Source organism: Dokdonia sp. Asnod3-C12, assembly GCF_045063975.1.
Lineage (GTDB): Bacteria > Bacteroidota > Bacteroidia > Flavobacteriales > Flavobacteriaceae > Dokdonia.
The window spans coordinates 2583658-2602248 of record NZ_JBEFNY010000003.1; the positions used below are offsets into that span (position 1 = coordinate 2583658).

18 protein-coding genes are annotated in these 18591 nt (G+C 38.5%); 6 read left to right on the forward strand and 12 right to left on the reverse strand.

Annotated features, from left to right (window positions below; all coding sequences use genetic code 11):
- The first annotated feature begins 39 nt into the window (after positions 1-39).
- A complete protein-coding gene (locus ACJJVW_RS11690) occupies positions 40-1098 on the forward strand; it encodes a hypothetical protein (RefSeq protein ID WP_298325973.1) in 1059 nt (352 codons plus the stop codon).
- 97 nt (positions 1099-1195) lie between these two features.
- Complete coding sequence (locus ACJJVW_RS11695) at positions 1196-2032, forward strand: GIN domain-containing protein (protein WP_298325970.1); 837 nt, start codon at positions 1196-1198, stop codon at positions 2030-2032.
- Positions 2033-2112: 80 nt separating this feature from the next.
- On the opposite strand, the gene ACJJVW_RS11700 is transcribed toward ACJJVW_RS11695, so the two are convergent.
- Genes ACJJVW_RS11700 through ACJJVW_RS11715 form a run of 4 tightly spaced genes read right to left on the reverse strand, consistent with a single transcriptional unit; the run spans position 2113 to position 5011 of the window.
- On the reverse strand, positions 2113-2838 hold the full coding sequence (locus tag ACJJVW_RS11700; protein ID WP_298325968.1) for a head GIN domain-containing protein: 726 nt from the start codon (positions 2836-2838) through the stop codon (positions 2113-2115).
- Between the two features lie 26 nt (positions 2839-2864).
- A complete protein-coding gene (locus ACJJVW_RS11705) occupies positions 2865-3953 on the reverse strand; it encodes a hypothetical protein (protein WP_298325965.1) in 1089 nt (362 codons plus the stop codon).
- Positions 3954-3972: 19 nt separating this feature from the next.
- Positions 3973-4533, reverse strand: coding sequence for a hypothetical protein (locus ACJJVW_RS11710; RefSeq protein ID WP_298325962.1), 561 nt, complete (start codon positions 4531-4533; stop codon positions 3973-3975).
- On the reverse strand, positions 4502-5011 hold the full coding sequence (locus tag ACJJVW_RS11715; RefSeq protein ID WP_379953361.1) for an RNA polymerase sigma factor: 510 nt from the start codon (positions 5009-5011) through the stop codon (positions 4502-4504). Before ACJJVW_RS11715 ends, ACJJVW_RS11710 begins: the two co-directional genes overlap by 32 nt.
- Before the next feature lie 383 nt (positions 5012-5394).
- Here ACJJVW_RS11715 and lon point away from each other — a divergent pair, with 383 nt between their 5' ends.
- The 4 genes from lon (at position 5395) to ACJJVW_RS11735 (ending at position 10366) form a co-directional block, all read left to right on the forward strand.
- Complete coding sequence (gene lon / locus ACJJVW_RS11720; RefSeq protein WP_298325955.1) at positions 5395-7848, forward strand: endopeptidase La; 2454 nt, start codon at positions 5395-5397, stop codon at positions 7846-7848.
- A 158-nt stretch (positions 7849-8006) separates the two neighbouring features.
- On the forward strand, positions 8007-9023 hold the full coding sequence (gene porQ, locus ACJJVW_RS11725; protein ID WP_405252047.1) for a type IX secretion system protein PorQ: 1017 nt from the start codon (positions 8007-8009) through the stop codon (positions 9021-9023).
- 251 nt (positions 9024-9274) lie between these two features.
- Positions 9275-9970 carry a (d)CMP kinase gene (gene cmk, locus ACJJVW_RS11730; protein ID WP_298325949.1) on the forward strand — a complete coding sequence of 232 codons (696 nt, stop codon included), beginning with the start codon at positions 9275-9277 and terminating at the stop codon, positions 9968-9970.
- A gap of 6 nt (positions 9971-9976) precedes the next feature.
- Positions 9977-10366 (forward strand): DUF4345 domain-containing protein, encoded by a 390-nt coding sequence (locus ACJJVW_RS11735; RefSeq protein ID WP_298325946.1) that lies wholly within the window; start codon positions 9977-9979, stop codon positions 10364-10366.
- 171 nt (positions 10367-10537) lie between these two features.
- On the opposite strand, the gene ACJJVW_RS11740 is transcribed toward ACJJVW_RS11735, so the two are convergent.
- The 8 genes from ACJJVW_RS11740 to ACJJVW_RS11775 form a co-directional block, all read right to left on the reverse strand.
- Positions 10538-11599, reverse strand: coding sequence for a mandelate racemase/muconate lactonizing enzyme family protein (locus ACJJVW_RS11740; RefSeq protein ID WP_405252050.1), 1062 nt, complete (start codon positions 11597-11599; stop codon positions 10538-10540).
- 3 nt (positions 11600-11602) lie between these two features.
- The gene (locus tag ACJJVW_RS11745; protein WP_339847279.1) at positions 11603-12676 is read right to left on the reverse strand and encodes a DUF1611 domain-containing protein; all 1074 of its coding nucleotides are present in this window, start codon (positions 12674-12676) and stop codon (positions 11603-11605) included.
- A gap of 60 nt (positions 12677-12736) precedes the next feature.
- Positions 12737-13798, reverse strand: coding sequence for a pyridoxal-phosphate dependent enzyme (locus ACJJVW_RS11750; RefSeq protein WP_405252052.1), 1062 nt, complete (start codon positions 13796-13798; stop codon positions 12737-12739).
- A 133-nt stretch (positions 13799-13931) separates the two neighbouring features.
- Positions 13932-14234, reverse strand: coding sequence for a hypothetical protein (locus tag ACJJVW_RS11755; RefSeq protein WP_339847284.1), 303 nt, complete (start codon positions 14232-14234; stop codon positions 13932-13934).
- 162 nt (positions 14235-14396) lie between these two features.
- Complete coding sequence (locus tag ACJJVW_RS11760; protein WP_405252054.1) at positions 14397-14714, reverse strand: hypothetical protein; 318 nt, start codon at positions 14712-14714, stop codon at positions 14397-14399.
- Positions 14715-14752: 38 nt separating this feature from the next.
- Positions 14753-15727 (reverse strand): deoxyhypusine synthase family protein, encoded by a 975-nt coding sequence (locus tag ACJJVW_RS11765; protein WP_013749755.1) that lies wholly within the window; start codon positions 15725-15727, stop codon positions 14753-14755.
- Positions 15720-16649 (reverse strand): agmatinase, encoded by a 930-nt coding sequence (gene speB, locus ACJJVW_RS11770; protein ID WP_405252056.1) that lies wholly within the window; start codon positions 16647-16649, stop codon positions 15720-15722. Before speB ends, ACJJVW_RS11765 begins: the two co-directional genes overlap by 8 nt.
- Before the next feature lie 113 nt (positions 16650-16762).
- Positions 16763-18154, reverse strand: a complete 1392-nt coding sequence (locus ACJJVW_RS11775) for an arginine decarboxylase (protein WP_339847290.1) — start codon at positions 18152-18154, stop codon at positions 16763-16765.
- Positions 18155-18591 lie beyond the last annotated feature (437 nt).

Genomic DNA, 18591 nt, shown 5'->3' on the forward strand with positions numbered 1-18591 from the left:
GATTATGTTTGTGTTTCAGATTTAGAAATTACTACTACGATGAAAAAACTACACGTTTTATTTTTATTTATAATGATGGTTGCAGTGACGGTTGTCTCTTGTGATGACGAACCTCTTGAAGGGGTTTTTAGCGTTACAGGTGATGGATCTGATCCAAGTGAACCGGATCCAGATAGTGAAACTTGCCAATTAGCTTTTGATACTCTCGTAGCAGCACAGGCGGCTTTTAGTAGTGCAACAGAGGCAAATTACTCACAAGCTTGTGGTGCATATGCAACTGCAATTCAAGCAACAATTCAACTTTGTGGTGATGCATCTGGAACATTACAAGCTACTCTTACAAGCTTAGGAGATTGCTCTACGCCAGATTCTTGTTTTCAAGCGGAGACTGCTGTAAATGCGGCATTAGGAGCTTTTAATAATGCAACTAGTGAGAATGAAGAACAATTATGCATTGCTTATAGCGCCGCTTTAATAACTCAAATAGAAGCTTGTGGTGATGCAAGCGGAAATATACAAGCTACCATTGACGCGTTGAACTGTGGTGGTGATTGTGCTGCAGCACAGGTTACTACATCAGAAGCGAGAGAGATATTTAATGCAGTAGATCCTCTTGATGAGGAAGCGTATACTGCAGCTTGTGCAGACTACTCGATGGCTTTACAGACGCAAATTGCTGCTTGTGGAGATACAGATGGAAGTCTTACTGCTATTGTACAAGATCTAGGAGATTGCTCTCCACCAGAACAAGATGGGCCAGTGCAAGTAACCGTGGGAGAAGTATTTACAAATTTTAATACAGCTACTGTTTCCATAAGCGGATCTTTACTGAGCGTGGTTGCAACAGATATAGATACGGGAGATACGTTTACTTTTGATATAGTATTACAGCAAACAGGAGATAATGTGATGCAAAATACGATTCTAACAGTAGGAGGTGTTGTGCACACACCATCTATAGAAGCGACGACTCCATTTGTAAATAATATCACTGCAAACGATGGTACTACAATCGTAGGAACTTTTTCTGGAACATTTACAAATCCAGATAGCGAAGAAGTACTTACCGCAGATGGAGTAATTAATATTATCTATTAATATCCATAAACGACATATTTTTAAAGAGCATCTGTAACCAGATGCTTTTTTTATGTGTTGTTATTAATGATGGCTCATTTATTGTACATTTAATTCTATGAAAAAAATATATATGAAAGGTATAGCTATTGCTGTGCTTATGTTTGTGACTACGGCTGTAAGCGCTCAAAGAGAGCGAGTAAAAGGAAGTAGAAATGTGAAAGATGTATCTGAGGTATTACGTCCATTTACAGATATTAAAGTAACAGATGGTCTAGAAGTTACACTTATTGCAGATTCTCAACCAGGCTACGAGCTTGAGATGGATGATAACCTTATTGAATTAATAAGCTTTGATGTACGTGATAGTGTATTGCTAGTTTCTGCGAGAAAGGATATCAGAAGTGCAAAACGTCTTGATATCACGGTGCGTTTTGTGACTCTTAATTCTGTAAGCTTAGATGCAAAGAGTAAGGTGAAAGCACAATCTGTTCTTAAATCAGATTTTTTTAGAGGAAGTTTTTTAGATGATAGTCAGTTTGAAGGAGAGGTAAAAGCAACACAAGCTTCCATAACTGCAAATTCAAATTCAAAAATTGAGATGGATTATATGGGTGATGATTTGACCATGAATGTTACAGATAACGCTTTCGCGAAAGCGGATATCAATACAAAAAAATTCACGCTATCTGCATCTGAAAGATCAGACCTAGAATTAATAGGAAATGCTCAAACTGTAACGCTGGATTTAAAAGACAATGCTGAGTGCAAAGCTCAAACATTTAATGCAGATGTGATCAACGTAATCGGAGCAGGAAATTCTACAACAATTGTAACTGCAGATCAGGAGATTGTTGTAGATCTTGCAGATAAAGCACAACTTCAAGTGTATGGTGAACCTAAATTAACGATAGAACGTTTTACAGGAACCTCAAAAATCTTAAAGAAGGAATAAAAATTACAACATGGAATTCTATAAAAAAATGCCCTCTTATGAGGGCATTTTTTATTCTTGTAAAGAAATGTTTTTAAGGATTATCCTCTTGTAATATCTCCAGAACCAGAAACCTTAGTGTCTTGTTTTGATGGGTTTCCTACGTACTCTATGTCACCAGAACCAGTTACACGAGCTCTTATGCTTTTTTCACAAGCTACGCGTATATCTCCAGAACCTGTAACTTGAGCATCTACCGTCTCTGCTTTAAAGCGTCCAGCTTCTATATCTCCAGAGCCTGTAACTTTTACAACGTGATCTCTGGTGGAACCTTTAAGTATCAGGTCACCAGATCCTGTCACTCGGCTCTCTGTACGGTTTGCTTCCACAATAAGAGCAACATCTCCAGATCCAGAGACAGAAACTTCAAAAGTATTTGCTTTTATTACATCATCACTCATAATCTCCCCAGATCCTGATAATGACACTCGATCTAAATCTCTAAAAGGAATTTTAATTTTAATATCCTTTCCGTAGCTCGTCTTTAGATTTTGCTTGTTTTGAACTTTGATAGTAAGTCTATCGCCGTTTACTTCTGTTTCAACATAATCTAGTAGGTTGCTTTCTCCTTGTAATGTGATTTCTCCTTCCTCTCCGGCTACTAGTGTTACGTCAAAGAATCCAGCGATGCTAATCTCATCATATTCTCCTACGTTGCGTGTCTCGGTTTCTAGCTGTCCATTACCTTTTATACTCTTACCCCACCATTGTGCGTGGATTTGTGTACTTGCTAAAAGAATGAGACTGAGTGTGATTAATTTTTTCATGAGTGTTGTTTTTTGATGATTGATTATTAGTTTTTGAATAAAGTGACGCCACCGTATTCTGAGTTGATGTTTACGTGATTATTAGTATTAGAATTTCCTCTGTATCCTTCGTAGTATTTGTCTGAAGATTCTATGCGCTCCTTATTAAAAGTGAGATCTTCTTTACCGCTCAAGCCTGCATACTCTAGTTTTATAGCAAACGTAAAGTTGTATTGAGGGTTATAGCCAACTTTAATACCCGTGTAGTCACTCTGTATAGAGATGTCTCCAGCATCGCTAGCCAGTTCTTCTATACGTATGCTCCCATAATCTGCATTGATATTAAGATCTCCATGTACTACACCAATTTTTGCAGATATGTAATCTCCTCGACCTATAATGTCTTTAGTATCTCCAGTAATTACAGAGCCATAGTCACAATTGTAGTTTAAGTTTTCAATACTCCCAAATTCAGACTTACTATAATCTGCATTAAGTTCAATATCTCCTCCTCTTTCTAAGAAAAAGCTTGAGTAGTCTGCATTAATACGTCCGCTCTTCATGTATCCTATGGTGCTATTCTTAGTGTAGTCAAAGTTGAGGTAGTTATTTTCTGCTAGTAGTTCGCCTATCGTGATTTTCCCATAGTCACAATTTATTTTTGCATTACCCTCTAGTCGGTCAATATTAATTCCTCCATAATCATTGCTTACATCTACCATACTAGTTGCTGGAAGTTTAATGGTATAGTTGATTTCCATATTTACATTACTGTTTTTCCAGCTGTTCCACCATGATCTACTACTGCTTTTTTCGAAGTTTGTTTTTGCGCTTACATAACTACTTGATCCTTCAAAATTGACATCAATCTCGTCTAGTTTTTCTTTTACGCGCTCCTCGTCGTTACCATTAGTTTTTACTAGAACTTCAATGACGATTCTGTTTTCGTTCCAGCTCACCATATTGACATTTCCATAGCTATTGTCAATCACCAGTTTTACATTTGGATTTACAGTATATTCTTTTTTGATTCTCTTTTCCTTAGTGTATTTCCCTTGAGGGTCTACACTCGCAGCCATCACCATAGAAGGGATAATGAGTGCTATAAGTAAGAGTTGCGTTATTTTCTTTTTCATAAGATTATTATTTGAGTAACTAGAGCGTTACGGCTTTTTCAATAGTATTTAATTCTTTGATGGCATCCATTTGTTCTACTACATGCTGTAGGAGGTCAATTCTATTCTGGAAGTTGTCTATCATTGCGTAGATCACACGCTTATCTTCTCCACTTTCAGAAAGGTCTTTCTTTAAACTGTCATAATTCTTCTCTAAGATTTCAAGTTGCTTTATGGCATCCATTACCATGGCTTGGTTCTCAGGATTCATGTTCTCTTTAATATCAAAGAGCTCGCGTTCTATTGTTTTTGTAAAGAAATCTTGCGTGTTTTCCATTTCTGGAGAAACATCTGCGAGTTCCTTAGCTTTAGGCGTATTGTTAAACTGTGTAAGAATTAATCCTGCAAGAAGAATCACACTCGCTGCAATAAACAGCGGTCGCATCCATTGTATTGTTTTTGTTTCCTTTGCAGGAATATCCTCTGTAGCCTGCGCCTGTAATTTTGCTAGAAAATTAGCTTTGTGATCTGCACTAGGTGCAGCTGTATCCAGACGTCCTTCCAGTCGTTTAAATACTTGATCTATAGGTTCCTTTTTCATTGTTATTTAATAGTTTGCGTAAGCTGTCTTTTGCTCTTGACACCATGGTTCTGCAGTTTGCATAGCTTACATTCATTATCTCACTCATTTCCTCGTAGTCATAACCTTCTATAAGATGTAAAGACAGTGATTGTCTATAATTATCTTTAAGCATACTCATAGCATGAACGACTTCTTGTGCTCTCACACTTGTGAGGTCTACCTCACTCACACCCTCTGCATCATCTTCTATCTTATATAGATGATCTTCTAGCGGTGTTTCATCTAGTTTCTTTCCCTTGTTATAAGCATTGAGGCTATTATTTACCACAATACGTTTTAACCAACTTCCAAAGGATGCCTCACCCTTATAACTATCGAGCTTTGTAAAAGCACTCAAAAAGGACTCTTGCATAATATCTTCTGCCTCTGCCTCGTGTTTTACGATGCGTAGCGAAGTATTGTACATCGCATTGTAGTAGCGGTTATACACCTCCATTTGAGCACCCTGATTACCTTGCTGGCACAGTGTTATTAATTCAGTTATTTGATGGTTGGTAAAATTCACTTTTGGTTCATTCTATAGTAAAGATGCGTGTTTTATTTCTTTGTTACACTTTCGTGAAAATTTGACAACATTATTTTGAATCCTTTGAATATAAGGAGGTATTTACTTCATAGATAAAGAACGCGCATTTGTGTTGGTTCTTCAAATTTTCGCGAAAGCAAAATACTCCCTTGGCACAACAATTGAATTAAAGTTCATAGTGAGGGTAACCATTATCTTATGATGGGCTAAACTCACTATATTTAAAGAGAATACTAATAGTTATACATCCACAAGGCGCGTAGCAGTACACGACATTGTGGCACACATTATATATGGCAAAACCAAAATTTACAACATTAGACAGATTGTCACTGCAAGAGATAGATGGAGATGCAGAATTAATCCCCTTAATGACTCCAGAAGACGAGGAGGCAATTAATAACGAGGAGCTTCCAGAAAGCTTGCCTATTTTACCTTTGCGTAACACCGTACTTTTTCCAGGAGTAGTCATCCCTATTTCGGCAGGAAGAGACACTTCTATAAAGCTTATAGATGAAGCAAATAAAGGAGGGAAAGTAATAGGAGTAGTAGCTCAGAAAGATGAAGAGGTAGAAAATCCAGGTGAAGATGATATTCATAAGGTAGGCGTAGTAGCGCGTATTTTACGTGTGCTTAAAATGCCAGATGGTAACGTTACAGTTATCATACAAGGTAAAAAACGCTTTGAGGTAGATCAAGTAACGCAAGTAGAGCCTTACATGAAGGCTACTATTAAGGAATATGTTGAAGTTCGCCCAGAAGCAGGTGATCAAGGTTTTAAAGCAGTTATCGATTCTATAAAGGAATTATCGCTTAAGATTATCCAAGATTCGCCAAATATTCCTTCTGAGGCTTCCTTTGCAATTAAGAATATCCAGAGTGATTCTTTCTTAATCAACTTTGTGAGTTCAAACATGAACCTCTCTGTTGCAGAGAAGCAAGAGCTTCTTAACATAAACGACTTGCATATGCGAGCACTTGAGACGCTTAAGTTTATGGATATGGAGCGCCAGAAGTTGGAGCTTAAAAATGATATTCAGAACAAGGTTCAAAATGACATGAGCCAGCAGCAGCGTGAGTATTTCTTACACCAGCAGATGAAGACTATCCAAGAAGAACTGGGTGGAGCTAGCTCTGAGGATGATCTAGAAGAAATGCGTGCACGCGCAAAGAAAAAGAAATGGGATGCAAAAGTTGAGAAGCACTTTAATAAGGAGCTTTCAAAAATGCAACGCATGAATCCTCAGGTAGCTGAGTATAGCATACAGCGCAATTACCTTGATTTATTTTTAGACCTTCCTTGGAATGAGTTCTCTAAAGATAAATTTGATTTAAAACGTGCCATGAAGATTCTAGACCGCGATCATTACGGTCTTGATGATGTGAAGAAGCGTATTATAGAATACCTAGCGGTATTGAAATTACGTAACGACATGAAGTCGCCTATTTTATGTTTATACGGACCTCCAGGAGTAGGTAAAACTTCGCTAGGAAAATCTGTAGCAGAAGCACTAGGACGTGAGTACGTACGTATAAGTCTAGGTGGAATGCGTGATGAATCTGAAATACGCGGACATAGAAAAACATACATCGGAGCAATGCCTGGGCGTATTATCCAGAGCTTGCGTAAGGCAGGGACAAGTAATCCAGTTTTTGTACTTGATGAGATAGATAAACTAAGTACAGGAAGTCAGGGAGACCCTTCTTCTGCATTACTTGAAGTACTAGATCCAGAGCAGAATAGTGAGTTTCACGATAACTTCCTTGAGATGGGTTACGACCTTTCTAAAGTGATGTTTATTGCAACTTCAAATAGTTTAAATACTATACAGCCAGCACTGCTAGATCGTATGGAGATTATAAACGTTACTGGATACACGATAGAGGAGAAGACAGAGATTGCAAAGCGTCACCTACTACCTAAGCAGCTTAAAGAGCATGGTATGACAGATGACCAGCTTAAAATAGCAAAGCCACAACTAGAAAAAATTGTAGAAGGATATACAAGAGAATCTGGAGTGCGCGGACTAGAAAAGCAAGTTGCAAAAATGGTGCGTTACGGGGCAAAAAACCTCGCGATGGAAGAAGAGTATAATGTGAAAATATCTAATGAAGATGTTATCGAGATACTAGGCTCTCCAAAAATGGAACGTAACAAATATGAAAATAACGAAGTTGCCGGAGTAGTTACAGGGCTTGCGTGGACACGAGTAGGAGGAGATATCTTATTTATAGAATCTGCTTTATCAAAAGGTAAAGGAACACTATCTATCACAGGAAACTTAGGTAAAGTGATGAAAGAAAGTGCTACCATAGCGATGGAGTACATTAAAGCAAATGCAGAGATTTTAGGACTAGAGCCTACCATTTTTGATAATTATAATGTGCACATTCACGTACCAGAAGGAGCAACTCCTAAGGATGGTCCTAGTGCAGGTATTACCATGCTTACATCTTTAGTTTCTTTATTTACACAACGTAAAGTGAAGAAAAATCTAGCGATGACAGGTGAGATTACCCTAAGAGGAAAAGTACTGCCTGTAGGTGGTATTAAAGAAAAGATTCTTGCTGCCAAACGTGCAAGAATCAAGGAAATACTCTTATGTGAGCAAAACCGTCGTGATATAGAAGAGATCAAGCAAGACTACTTAAAAGGCTTAACATTCCACTACGTAAGTGATATGAGCGAGGTGTTAGAACTAGCACTTACTAAGCAAAAAGTAAAGAATGCAAAAACGCTAGCTTAAGGTTAGGTTATCAATTTTTCGCGAAAGCGTAAAAATCATAAAAGGGAAACTCATCACGAGTTTCCCTTTTTCTTTATCCTATAGTTCTAATTATTTCCCATCCCTCTCAAAATATACTATCATTGCAATCGTTATGTATCATGATGCAGTACTGATTAATGAAAAAGAGTCTCTTTTTATTGTTGTTTGCGTGTTCACTAACGGCTTATAGCCAGTTAGGAGGACGTGCTACCTATCAGTTTCTCAACTTGATGTCATCTCCTAGGCAAGCTGCTTTAGGAGGGAAAATCATTACAAACTACGACTACGACCCAGACTCTGCGCTTTATAATCCAGCCAATATTAATTATAGGATGGATAATCAGCTTTCTGTAAACTATGTAAATTATCTGGCAGACATCAATTATGGGACGGCATCTTATGCCTATTTATGGGATAGACGCACGCAGGTCTTGCATGCGGGAATCACTTATGTAAATTACGGAACTTTTGATGGTAGGGATGAGAATGGGAACTCGACTGGAGATTTTGGCGGTAGTGAGGCGTCGCTTTCTTTGGGCTATGCACTCAATATTCCGTACACAGATTTTCATGTAGGTGCAAATGTAAAATTAATCACCTCCACACTAGCTGAGTATTCATCGGCGGGAGGAGCCATAGATCTTGGGCTTACTTATAATTACGAAGATTGGGATCTCAACGCAGCATTAGTGGTACGCAATATAGGAACCCAGTTTACACCCTATGTAGATACATTTGAGAAGCTCCCACTAGAGATAGACGCTGGTATTTCTCAGATATTACCTAACGTGCCTATACGCTGGCATGTCACGCTAGAAAATCTTCAATTATGGAACATCGCCTTCGAAAATGAAGCTAGAGGAACCACAGATCTTGACGGCAACACCACTACAGAAAAAATAGGAATTCTCGATAATGTAATTCGTCACGCGATTGTGGGCGTAGAGTTGTTTCCTAAAGGTGGCTTCAACGTACGACTAGGCTACAACTTCCGCAGGAGTGAAGAGCTGCGTATTGTCAATCAGCGTAGTTTTGCGGGTATCAGTGCAGGCTTTGGAATCAAGATTGACAAGATGCGTTTCAATTATGCATATGCTCGTTATAACAGCGCCGCGGCAAGTAGTTTTTTTGGTCTAGGCATCGACTTACAATAATTCTTTTCAATTTTAGGAGCAGTCCATTTTGGGCATATTTGCAAGGTGGTTTCCCGCTTTTCATTACAATTCCTCGTTGCGCTATCGCTACACTGCGGGATTTTCATTGCAATCGGGGCTAGCGAGTCATGCAGTCGCTTTCTTCCAATTAAAGAAGCGAGTATGCTCATCTATACTAGTAGAAATAATCTTTAAATCTATATGGTAAGCACTAGCATACGTTTTCCTATTTTTGTGTAAAACACAGACTCTTGAAAATTACCATTGCCATAGACGGATATTCATCCACAGGAAAAAGTACAGTAGCCAAACAACTTGCAGACTGGCTAGAATACATTTATGTAGATACGGGTGCAATGTATCGCGCAGTAACTTTATATGCAATGGAAAACAGCCTTATCTCTGATGGTTTTTTTGACAAAGAAAGTTTAGTAAAAAGGCTTGATGATATCGAGATTTCATTTACAAGAGATACCGCTTCTGGAAAAGCAGAGGTTTGTCTTAATGGCAAGAGTGTAGAGAAGTACATCAGAACCCTAGAGGTTTCCTCCTTTGTGAGCCCTATAGCTACTATCTCAGAAGTGCGCGCTAAACTTGTAGAGCAGCAGCAGCGCATGGGAGAAGAAAAAGGAATCGTGATGGACGGTCGTGATATAGGTACCGTAGTATTTCCTAAAGCTGAGCTTAAAATTTTTATGACCGCCAGTGCAGAGGAGCGTGCAAAACGTCGTTACAATGAGCTTGTAGAAAGAGGAGATAAAGTGAGTTATGAGGCAGTACTTTCTAACGTAGTAGAGCGAGATCACATAGATACTACTCGTGAAGATTCTCCACTCGTAAAAGCAGCCGATGCTATTGAGATAGACAATACAGAAACTAATATTGAAGATCAGTTTCATACTATATTACAACTGGCAAAAGATCGTATTGCAAAACGTCTCGTTTAATCGATAATGTCTAGGCTCCCTAAAAATTTACAACTAGCACTATCTGCATGTATTGTGATAGCCATGTCATTTGTTTATGGAGCGCATCCCAGTGTTATACTGCCTTACATTTTTGGTTTTGAAGTTCAAGATCTAGAGCTCAAAAATATCTTTAGAGCGATTATGGGAATCTACATCGCCTTTGGTGGTTATTGGATTTATGGTATTATTAATAAAAACCACTGGAGATCTGCAACCATAGTAAACGTTTTATTCATGGGTGGTCTCGCAGGAGGAAGGCTAGTCAGCACCATTCTAGACGGCTGGTCACCACAATACGGCGCAGGAATGATAGCCGAAGCTGTCATGATGTGGTGGGGTTTATGGAATCTTAGGTTTTATAGTGTTGAAGATTAATATTTACCAATTGATACTTGACAATTAAGATATAATCCGAATAATCAACACGATCAATGTTTAAGTGATTGATAAGTTGCTGCTTATCTGTAAACTTCAAAATAATAAAAACGTCTACCGTGATAAGTATAAATCACAATAGACGCTTATTTTTACAGTTAGATTTATTCCTTAAAAATCACTCAACCCCAAGCCAGCTTTTCCATTAGGTCTTAAGATTCCTTTCTCTAGACTAAACAATACTTTAAAAGGATCATTCTCAAAATCTAGATGTCCATCAAGATCTGCATACACTGTATTAGGACGAGATAATGCAAAGTGTAGTCCAGAAGAAATGCCAAGTCTACACTCATCAATACAGCCTATCATTGCTTCTAGTCCTGCAGCTCTCGCTACAGAGTTGATATGCATTGCTTCCATAATACCACCTACTTTTTGAATCTTGATATTTACCATATTCATACGGCTGTTCTGAGCAAGTCTAAAGGCATCTTTCAGTGATTTTAAACTCTCATCTGCCATTACCGGGATGTGAACTTTTCTCGTTACTTCTCCTAGTTTTTCTTCATCTGCAACTAGGGTAGGTTGTTCGAGTATTTCTATGCGAGACGCTCTTGTTTGTTCAACAAATGTCACAGCCTGCGCTACGGTGTAGCCTTGGTTTCCATCAAAACGTAGGGTGAGGTGTGGATGATTTTCGCGCAAGCGGTGTATTTTTTCTACATCCTCCTCCAGCGATAATCCTCCTTTGAGCTTAATAATTGTAAATCCTTGGTCTACATATTCTTGAGCTTGCTTCAAAGTCTCTTCTACACTTAAAATACCTATGGTAATACTCGTTGCAATACTATCACGATAACCGCCTAAAAATTGATAAAGCGGCACATTCATCTTTTTTGAAGCAATGTCTAGCAGCGCCATGTCCACCATCGCCAGCGCAGAGGAGATAACGCTGAGCAGTGGCTTTATCTCATCAAGAATGCGCGCATAGTTGAGTGCATTTTTACCTTTAAGATATGGAATGATCACAAGATCTAGCGCCCTAGCTACATCATCACCAGTTTCCTTTGTTACCTCAAGATCTGGAGCAGCGCAGCCTAAGCCTATGATGTTGCTGTCTGTCTCTATTTTGAGAATAAAATTAGTTGCCTGCGATACAGTCTCATAAGCAATCGTATAAGGTGCAGTGAGTGTAAGTTCTAGTCGCTCGTAACTAACGTTTGTGATTTTCATGGATTATTTAATGTGTTTTTCAAGAACCTTTATCAAGCCTTCTACGCCATGAGCAAGTACATCAAAAGCGGGAAGGCCTGTCTCGTCTGTAATCGCTTTACAAGCTGGTTCAATTTGTTCTGGTGTCATATTCTCGTGGTTTACTGTCACCGCAATGACCTTCTTGCCAGAGATTACCTCGATGGCATTAATCTGCTCTTGTAATGAGTGCAATTTATAGCCAGGGAATCCATCATATTCCAGACGTGTAGGAGCGTGTTGTAAGATTACATAATCTGGTCTTCCAGCCGCAAGGATTTCAAAACCTCCAGGGTATGCTGGGTTCATAAGACTTCCTTGACCTTCTATCACGATTACATCAGGTTGTTCATTATTGTATGCACTCACTACTGCGTGCTCTATCTCTCCAGACACAAAGTCGTTAATGCAGCTATCCATTACCATGCTGTATTTTGCTCCTTGCATCCACGCAGTTTGACCGGTACCAATCATTTCCGCTTTTTTTCCGCCGTTGCGTAGTCCGTGTACAATTAACCATGAGGTTGTGCGCTTACCAATAGCGCTATCTGTACCTAAAACAGCAATCTTAAGACAATTCACTTTTTCTATTTCGCCAGAGAAAAAATGCAGGGTATCGCGGTCCGGAGTTTTACGCACGTCACGTATTTGAATGTTGTGCTCCTTACTAAGCGCTACAAGATGCTCATCATTGGTAAGGAAATCATGTAAACCACTATCTACATTCCAGCCCTGCTTAATCGCTGTTGCAATGGTTGCTCTTGCCTCCTTAGGAAGACGCCCACCATCTGGTGCAAGACCGATAACAAGCGATTTTGGAAACTCTTTTCCACCTTGTAACGCTTTGATAGCAGTCTCGATATTTTCAAAAATTCGTATTCCATTAGGTTTTCCGTCTAGCACTTCGCCAGCATCTTTACCTGCATACGTACTGTCTATAACTCCCACGACATTATAACGTTCTGTAAAGCGCACTAAGCCGTGAGCCGTTTTTCCGTTTGCAGTATTAAAAGCGCCTTGACAGTATACAAGCGCATTTCCGTCTATTGATTTTTTCATATTTGTGTCCTGACTAAACAGGTATGTGTTAATGTTATATCCAGCGACTGCTGGTGGTAGTTAATTTTTTGCAGTAAGTACTGCTACAAAACGATCTGGAGCGAGGTTCTCCTTTTCATCAAGTTCTAAGAGTGCAATAAGTCCAGCAGTAGAAGCAGGAAGAATGCGTAGTCCCTCTTTTTTGAGTAGGAGCGTACTCATCTCTCTCATTTTTTTATCACTAATGTTAAATGCTTTTCCATCAGATTGCTGGATAGCATACAGAGCTTCCTCTCCATCAAAGCTGTGCCAGTTTATAAGCGGCTCATTGTACTTAGTTTCTTTAATCTTATCTGGATCAAGATCACGACAGTGGTCTAGTCCTTCTTTATGAGATTGAATAATAGGATTTTTACCTGTAGAAGAAGCTGCAATCATTTTAGGAATGCGAGAGGTTTTGCCTCGTTTGTATAAACTTACAAAGCCTCTATAAATCCCAGCAAATAAGGTTCCATTAGACACTGGAGCAGCACAATACTGTGGCGCGTCACCTAATTCATCTACAATCTCTACAGCAATTTGTGAGTATGCAGATATCTGTAGCGGTGTATTTGCACCTCCAGGGTTTGCATCATACCATTCATGTTCTTGTGCTAGTTTACTACTAGCAGTAACTACGTCCTCATAACTACCTTGTAGTCTAAAAATCGTAGCTCCCAGACGTTCCATCTCTACAACACGATCTGTGTGATAAGATTCTGGAATGTATATGTTACAAGCAATTCCGCCTAACTTTGCAGCAAGTGCTACTGCGACACCGTAGTTACCGCAAGTAGCGAGTGACATGGTGTGAAAATCTCTACGCAGGGCATCATATACTTGTGCAAAGGCAATTCTATCTTTTTGTGTTCCCGTAGGGTTATCACCTTCGTATTTGATGTATAACTGTCTAATGTCAAACTCACGTTCAAGAGATTTTGCTCTTGTGAGACCTGTATCACCTACTTCTAAGTTGATAATGTCTTCGTAAGATTCTAAGCGGTCTGTAAGTGATTTTGTGGTGTCTTTTACAAACAGACTAAGTGCCATCGCTTCTGAGGATACTTTATTATCTGATGATTTTACACCGTCTTTAAGATTCATAATTTTAAAACTTAAACTTGTGGAGTACTACTTGGTGTGGAGGGAATACCGCTTTCGCGAAAGCGTGAATCAAATCCATAAAAATAGGGCAGAAGGTATTACCAACTGCCCTATGGTTATAAAGTTATTGAGCTTATTTGATTAACTCAAGAGCAGTAATAGAAAGTACTTCATACTCCTCATCATCTTCATTAATCTCTGAAGCTGTAGTGTAAGTTACTTTAAACATTTTCCCTTGAAATGCCTCAGTAGTAAGATCAAATTGCTTTGCAGCAGCATCACTCATTGCATCAAAAGAATGTGTAAGCTCATCTGCATCTTCAAAATAGAAAGTACCTTCTGAATAGCCAGTAAAAGTAGCGGTAACGCTATCTGTTGTCTGTACATTAAGAGCTAGTGTAACCACTGTAAAAAGGGCAATAAACATTGTTTTCATAATAGTGTAAATTAAAAAGTGTTGTTAATTTAAAATTGCCGCGTGTGCGACCACTATCAAATAGATTTCCCAATCTAGGATTTTACCCTATACCTTATACGTAGTGGGAAATAAGAATGTTACAAAAGGTGTTATAATTTTTTAAAATAATTGCAATTAATTTTAATCCTTTCGTTCTTCTTGATCTTCATCCTCTATATCGAGATCTAGATCGTCATCATCCGTATCATCATCGTCATACTCATCTTGGTCAAAGTCCTCCATCGCTACAACTAGGCGCTTACTTACTTTGACAAGGTATAAGGTGTCTTCTGTAGTTACTTCTACACAATCTACCATCTCACCTTGAGCATTTTTAAAAGAGATAATATGATGAGACTCGTATCCATCTGGATACTTTGCCACTAATAAATTTAATATATCATCATTGAGTTTTGCATAGTCTACAATGACGCGTCTTAGGTTACTCGGTTTTTTCATTATGCGTTTATTATTAAAGATGTGTTGAGACACCTTATTTACATATCTAAGAGGTAAGCAAAGATTAATGGCGCTACAATAGTCGCATCACTCTCAATGATAAATTTAGGAGTATCCATATCTAGTTTTCCCCAAGTGATTTTTTCATTAGGTACAGCTCCAGAATAAGATCCATAACTAGTAGTTGAGTCACTTATCTGGCAGAAATAGCTCCAGAAAGGAGTTTCTGTGCGCTCCATATCTTGATAAAGCATAGGCACTACACAAATAGGGAAATCACCAGCAATACCTCCACCTATCTGGAAGAAACCAATTCCTTTTTCTGAGTTTGCTGTATACCAGTCTGCAAGGAATGTCATGTACTCAATTCCAGACTTCATAGTCGTAGCTTTAAGTTCTCCTTTCATCACGTAGCTCGCAAAGATGTTACCCATAGTACTATCTTCCCAACCTGGGCAGATAATAGGTAAGTTTGCCTCTGCAGCTGCATACATCCAGCTATCCTTAATGTCTATCTCGTAGTACTGCTCTAATACTCCAGAAAGTAACAGCTTATACATGTACTCATGCGGTAAATAGCGCTCACCAGCAGCCTCCGCATCTTGCCATATCTTTACGATATGCTCTTGAATACGACGAAAAGCTTCTTCTTCTGGAATACACGTATCTGTAACACGGTTAAGTCCTTTTTCTAGTAAATCCCACTCATCTTGAGGAGTAAGATCTCTATAGTTAGGCACACGCTTGTAGTGACTGTGGGCCACAAGATTCATGATATCCTCTTCAAGGTTTGCGCCTGTACAAGAAATGATATGCACTTTTTTCTGGCGTATCATCTCTGCAAAGATTTTTCCTATCTCTGCAGTACTCATTGCTCCTGCAAGAGAAACAAGCATTTTTGATCCTTTTTCTAGTTGTGCTTCATACCCTTTGGCAGCATCTACTAGCGCAGCTGAGTTAAAGTGTAGATAGTACTTCTCAATAAATTGTGATATTGCTCCTTTATTAGTCATTATAATCGTCTTCTTCTTGATTAACTTTTTTGCTTTTTTCTTGTAATCCGCTTACTTCGTACTCTTCTCCAGCATCTTCTTGCTCAAATTTATAGCTGAGCATTTTGTAGTATAATTTTGCCGCTGCAAACTCAGAAGGTTTGCTGTTTCCATTAGGACAAAGCTCTACAATATCAAAACCTACAACATTCTTCTCTGCAAACACGCGACGTAAGAAGTCTAACGTTTCATACCAGAATAATCCTCCAGGTTCTGGAGTTCCAGTGGCAGAAAGGACAGATGGATCAAAGGCATCTAGATCAAATGTTACATATACATTTTCTGTCATTGCCTCAATCGCACTGTCCATCCAGTAATCGTCTGTTGCCATCTCGTGAGCAAAGAAAACATTCTCTTCATTCATCACTGTTTTTTCTATGGCATCCATACTACGTATTCCTACTTGTACAAGATTTGTAGTTTGGTTTGCTTCATACACAGCGCATGCGTGATTGCAAGTAGAGCCTTCATAAGACTCACGTAAATCTGCATGTGCATCTAGTTGTAGTACTGTGAGGTTATCAAAAGTCTCATTAAATGCACGAATGGCACCTATGGATACAGAATGCTCTCCACCAAACATGGTAACAAACTTGTTACGTTTAATGTTTTTCTTTACAATCTTGTGTACAGCCTCCACCATTGCTTCTGGTGATGCGTTTTCTGTGATAGGATCTGCAAGGTGTATCCCTTGTTTGTAAACTTCGCTTCCTGTTTCAATGTCGTAAAGCTCCATATTTTCAGAAGCATGTAAAAATGCTTCAGGACCCTTGTCTGCTCCTTTGCCCCAAGTACTAGTTCCGTCATAAGGAACTGGAAGTAAAACAATTTTAGCTTTTTCAGCTCCTGCATATTCTTGTGGTATGCCTGCGTACGTTTTCATGGTGATACTAGATGTTAGATGTAAAGTGAGAATGTTGTTTTCTCGGTGTTGTTACTGTTAGTGGTTATATAATTGATTTAATGTTTTTTTGTTTTGCTTTCGCGAAAGCGTATTTAATACCCTAAGATACCTAATAATTGCTCACTCGTTTGCTGCTCTGCAAACACTTCTGTGGTAATCTCTCCATCTTCATTGCGGTCAATAAGGATGTGCTTAGGAGAAGGCACGAGGCAGTGTTGCAGTCCGCCAAAACCTCCTATAGACTCTTGGTATGCTCCTGTATTAAAGAATCCTATGTAAAGTGGTTTGTCTTTCTTGTATTTAGGCATATAAATCGCGTTCATGTGCTGCTCGCTGTTATAGTAGTCATCACTATCGCAGGTAAGACCACCTAATAATACGCGCTCATATTCCTCATTCCAGCGGTTTACAGCTAGCATGATAAAACGTTTATTTATAGCCCAGGTATCTGGTAATGTTGTGATAAATGAAGAGTTAATCATGTTCCATTTCTCACGGTCGTTTTGTTGCTTCTGGTAAAGTACTTCATAAATAGCTCCGCCGCTTTCGCCAACAGTAAAGCTGCCAAACTCAGTAAAAATATTAGGCACCTTTACATCTGCATCATCACAAGCTTGTTTGATCTGTGCGATGATTTCATTAATCATGTATGCATAATCATACTCAAAAGCAAGCGAGTTTTTTATAGGGAAACCTCCACCTATGTTTAGGCTATCAAGTGACGGACAAATCTTTTTAAGATTAATGTACACTTTAATACACTTCATGAGCTCGTTCCAGTAATATGCGGTGTCGCGTATACCTGTGTTTATAAAGAAGTGAAGCATTTTAAGCTCAACCTTCTCGTTATTTTTGATCTGGTTATTAAAGAATGGAACAATGTTTTTATACCCTATTCCTAATCTTGAAGTGTAAAATTCAAACTTAGGTTCCTCCTCAGATGCGATACGAATACCTACTTTAAACTTACCATTAATCTGGTTGCTTAGTAGTTCTATCTCCTCATAATTGTCAATTACTGGAATTGCATTTTTATGACCATTGTTAATTAGGCGAGCGATGTTTTCTACGTATCTATCACGTTTAAAACCATTGCTTATTACATAGGTGTCGTCTGTTATTTTTCCAGCAGCCTTTAAGCTCTCTACGATATCTATGTCAAATGCAGACGAAGTCTCGATGTGGATATTATTAGACAACGCCTCATTGAGTACATGCTTAAAGTGTGAGCTTTTTGTACAGTAGCAGTAGTTATAGCTTCCTTCATAACCATTTGCCTCGATAGCATCTGCAAACCATTTTTTTGCTCGTTGTATGTTATCAGAGATTTTAGGTAAATAAGTAAACTTAAGTGGTGCACCGTATTGCTCTACAAGTTTCATAAGGTCTATGCCATGAAACTCTAAGTGGTTTTTATTAAGGTTAAATTCCTCTTGTGGGAAATAATACGTCTGCTCGATGAGATCAATGTACTTGGTCTTCATTAATTAGTTTTAAAAGTGTAAGGTATAAAAGGTATAGAAATAGGGGAGATATCCCCTTTAAGAAAAGGTTAAGTCTATGAACCTCAGATGCGGAAAATAAAAACAGTAAATGGAGAGAATGCAAATTCCTCTAAACGCTTAATAGCGATATTGATGGTACAAGCCGGCCATAACATTCGGTTCCCAAATCTTTGGGCAGCTGTTGGATTAGACTTTGTAATCATCCTAAGCCCGAATATGAAATTGTTTTTCATTAAGAGTAGGCAATAAGCTCGATTGAACAAACTTATTTTGCGCGGCAAACATAAACTCAAATTTCAATTAGTGAAATAGCTTGTCAAGTAATTAACAAATATTTAACTTTTTAAAATTTGAAGGCTATTTATTCAGATTTAAAATCGGCCTGTAATTTTTTGATTATGAGAAAGTAATTACCA